Origin of the sequence: Acinetobacter rongchengensis, from assembly GCF_003611475.1 — a bacterium.
GTDB lineage: Bacteria > Pseudomonadota > Gammaproteobacteria > Pseudomonadales > Moraxellaceae > Acinetobacter > Acinetobacter rongchengensis.
Genome location: NZ_RAXT01000110.1, coordinates 1 through 3,334, shown reverse-complemented (window position 1 = coordinate 3,334; position 3,334 = coordinate 1). Strand labels below are relative to the sequence as shown.

General features: G+C 45.8%; 3 protein-coding genes and 1 pseudogene. All 4 read left to right on the top strand.

Going from position 1 to position 3,334, the window contains the following annotated elements; genetic code table 11:
- Window positions 1-791, top strand: a pseudogene (locus D7V20_RS18735) (IS5 family transposase); the annotation flags it as partial.
- A gap of 31 nt (window positions 792-822) precedes the next feature.
- Window positions 823-1,251: an IS66-like element accessory protein TnpA gene (gene tnpA / locus D7V20_RS18730; RefSeq protein ID WP_000364662.1), complete on the top strand. Its 429-nt coding sequence runs from the start codon at window positions 823-825 to the stop codon at window positions 1,249-1,251.
- A complete protein-coding gene (tnpB, locus tag D7V20_RS18725) occupies window positions 1,248-1,583 on the top strand; it encodes an IS66 family insertion sequence element accessory protein TnpB (protein WP_000618090.1) in 336 nt (111 codons plus the stop codon). The genes tnpA and tnpB overlap by 4 nt, the downstream gene beginning before the upstream one ends.
- Window positions 1,584-1,657: 74 nt before the next feature.
- A complete protein-coding gene (locus D7V20_RS18720; protein ID WP_087528919.1) occupies window positions 1,658-3,304 on the top strand; it encodes an IS66-like element ISAba17 family transposase in 1,647 nt (548 codons plus the stop codon).
- Window positions 3,305-3,334 lie beyond the last annotated feature (30 nt).

Here is a 3,334-nt window from a genome sequence, read left to right as displayed (position 1 = left end):
AAAATCTACCGCACAACCAATTGGCCCGCATATAACCGAGCACTCATGAGTCGAGGAAATATTGCCATTTGGTTTGATCCTGCTACGCAATGATATGCTCCATCAAAAGGCAAACAAGGGCGAAATCAAATCTACTCCGACGCAGCCATCCAATGCTGCTTAATGATTAAATCCTTATTCCGTCTGTCTTTACGTATGGTCACTGGCTTTGTGCAAAGTCTGATTAAACTTTGCGGATTAAATTGGATAGCTCCAGATTACACCACGCTTTGTAGAAGACAAAAGCATATTGATATTGTAATCAGTTACCAAAAAAGTAGCGATGGGCTGCATCTACTCATGGACTCTACAGGCATGAAGTTTCTAGGTGAGGGCGAATGGAAACGCAAGAAACATGGACCTGAATATCGTCGCCAATGGCGTAAACTTCATATTGGTATAGATGCTAAAACCCTACAAATACGAGCAGTTCAGCTTACAACCAATAATGTCAGTGATTCACAGGTGCTTGGTGATTTACTTAATCAGATTCCACAAGATGAGCGGATTGACTCTGTTTATACCGATGGGGCTTATGACACCAAGCAATGCCGTCAGGTCATTGCAGATCGGCAAGCGCATGCGGTGATTCCACCTAGAAAAAATGGAAAGATACAAAGAGTAGCTCGCTAGAGCGAAATGAATTACTTCGAACAATTAAACGTTTAGGCAGGACACTATGGAAAAAATGGTCAGGCTATCGTAAGCGTCCGCTGAACCCCACTTTTTCTAACTCATTAATACCGCGATAGTGTCCACTTAAATTTAAGTGGACACCTATTTATGGATTTAAAGACAGTTATAGACAGTGCACCAACGCTAAAAAAGCCCCGTCGAACCTTCACAGCTGAATTTAAACATCAACTTATTCAGCAATGCCAGCAGCCAGATACATCAGTGGCCAAGGTAGCAATGCAACATCAGATCAATGCCAATCTGCTACATAAATGGATTCGTCAGTCCAGATCAATGCCCCCTGCATTAAAAACCCCATCCATTCCACAGACTGACTTTCTTCCGGTCATTCTTCACCCGACTCCAGTCAAACAAGAAGCACCTCTACCACCTGTGCCAGAGAAGAAAGCTGTCGCTCATATCAGGATTCCATTACATGAGGCACCAAGTTCCGCAAGGGATCAGATGATCGAGATCGACTGGCCGGTGGAGTCAGTAACTGAATTACTGTTGCTGATCCAGGGTTTGACTCAATGATTCGTATTGATGAGATCTGGTTGTCTACCCAGCCGATGGACATGCGTGCAGGGATGGATACAGCCATGGCTCAGGTGCTGAGAGCCTTTGGCTACATCAAACCGCATTGCGCTTACCTGTTCTGTAATAAGCGTGGCCATCGTATGAAAGTGCTGGTGCATGATGGACTGGGTATCTGGCTGTGTGCCCGGCGGCTGGAACAGGGGAAATTCCACTGGGCTAAAGTTCACCAGGGTGAAAGTATGGCGATCAGCCCGGAGCAGTTACAGGCACTGATCCAGGGTTTGCCCTGGCAAAGAATCGGACTGCAGCAAGTGGTAACAATGCTCTAAACCAGGCTCATCCATTCTGCTATTCTCCAAACGTTCTATTTCCTCTGCATCATGACCTCAGGCATACTGCGGTCATGAATACGCTGCCTGATTTAAGCCAACTGACCCATGAACAACTGCTGGAATTTACCAGACAGTTGGCGATGCAGCATCAGTCTCTGGCACAATCTAAACAACAACTGGAACAATCAAATCAGCAATTAGATGCCAGAGTTCAACATTTTGAAGTCACCAATCAGCAATTAGATTCTAAAGTTCAACATCTTTCTATTCTCAATCAAAAATACGAGCATGAGCTTGCACTATTTAAACAGCATAAATTCGGCAGTAAAAACGAACATCTAACCGCAAAACAAATCCATCTCTGGGATGAAGCGGTTGAAGAAGATATTGCAGCGGTTGATCTGGAACTGGAACGACTGAATGCAGATAAAACCAATGCAGCTGCACAGAAAGCCCCAGTCAACAAACCTAAACGTCGGCTGTTGCCAGATCATCTACACACCCTCCGTATTGAGCATGAACCTGAATCAACACAATGCAGTTGTGGCTGTACCTTGCGTCGTATCGGTGAAGATGTCAGTGAAAAACTGAATTTCAGACCGGCACAGTTCTATAAGGAACAGCATGTGCGTGGTAAATGGGTCTGTGATCAGTGTGACACTCTGACTCAGCAAGCGATGCCAGCCTATGTGATTGATAAAGGCATTGCTTCACCTGAATTGCTTAGCCATGTGCTGGTGTCAAAGTATGCCGATCATTTGCCTTTGTACCGTCAACGTCAAATCTTTCTACGCGCAGGTGTTGATCTGTCTAGATCAACGTTATCTGACTGGATTGGCCGCTGTGGGGTGGAACTGGAACCTCTGGCCAATGCCTTAAAACAGGTGGTACTGCAACAGCAGGTGATCCATGCAGATGAAACACCGGTGACGGTCATGCAGATGGGTGAAAATGAGAAAAAGCCCAAAAAAGGTTATGTCTGGGCCTATGCCAGCACACAGTACAATCCAGTTCAGGCAGTGATCTATGACTTTCAAGATAGCCGTTCTGGCCAGCATGCTGAAGACTTCCTGAAAGGCTGGCAGGGTCATTTGGTCTGTGATGATTACAGTGGTTATAAAGCACGCTTTAGATCAGGTCAGGTCATTGAGGTGGGCTGCATGGCACATGCACGTCGTAAATTCCATGAACTACATGTGACCAAGAAAAGTCAGGTCGCTGAACAGGCATTAGTGCTGATTCAGAAATTATATGCGATAGAAGCAGAATTAAGAAAAAAGACGGATGGTACAGCGGAAGACCGCTGCGAATACCGACAACAGCATAGTCAACCGGTCATGCAACAACTATATGAATGGCTCAACCAACATCAGCTGACGGTGCCATCGAGTTCTCCAACCGCCCGGGCGATCAATTACAGCCTAAAACGTTGGACTGCTTTAAGCCGCTATCTGGATGATGGCAATCTACCCATTGACAATAATTGGATAGAGAACCAAATGCGTCCCTGGGCCTTGGGGCGTAAGAACTGGCTATTTGCAGGTTCGCTGCGCAGTGGTCAACGAGCTGCCAATATCATGACTTTAATCCAGTCAGCAAAGCTGAATGGCTTGGATCCGTATGCCTATTTAAGTGATGTGCTGAAAAGGTTGCCAACACATAAAGTGCCCCAAATAGAAGAATTACTACCTCACCGCTGGAAACCTGAACCCCGTTAAAACTTGGCGATGGCGTTCAGCGGATGCTTA

Coding starts and splice junctions, on each gene's coding strand:
- D7V20_RS18720 (WP_087528919.1), top strand. CDS start 1,658: ATGAATACGCTGCCTGATTTAAGCCAACTGACCCATGAACAACTGCTG.
- tnpA (WP_000364662.1), top strand. CDS start 823: ATGGATTTAAAGACAGTTATAGACAGTGCACCAACGCTAAAAAAGCCC.
- tnpB (WP_000618090.1), top strand. CDS start 1,248: ATGATTCGTATTGATGAGATCTGGTTGTCTACCCAGCCGATGGACATG.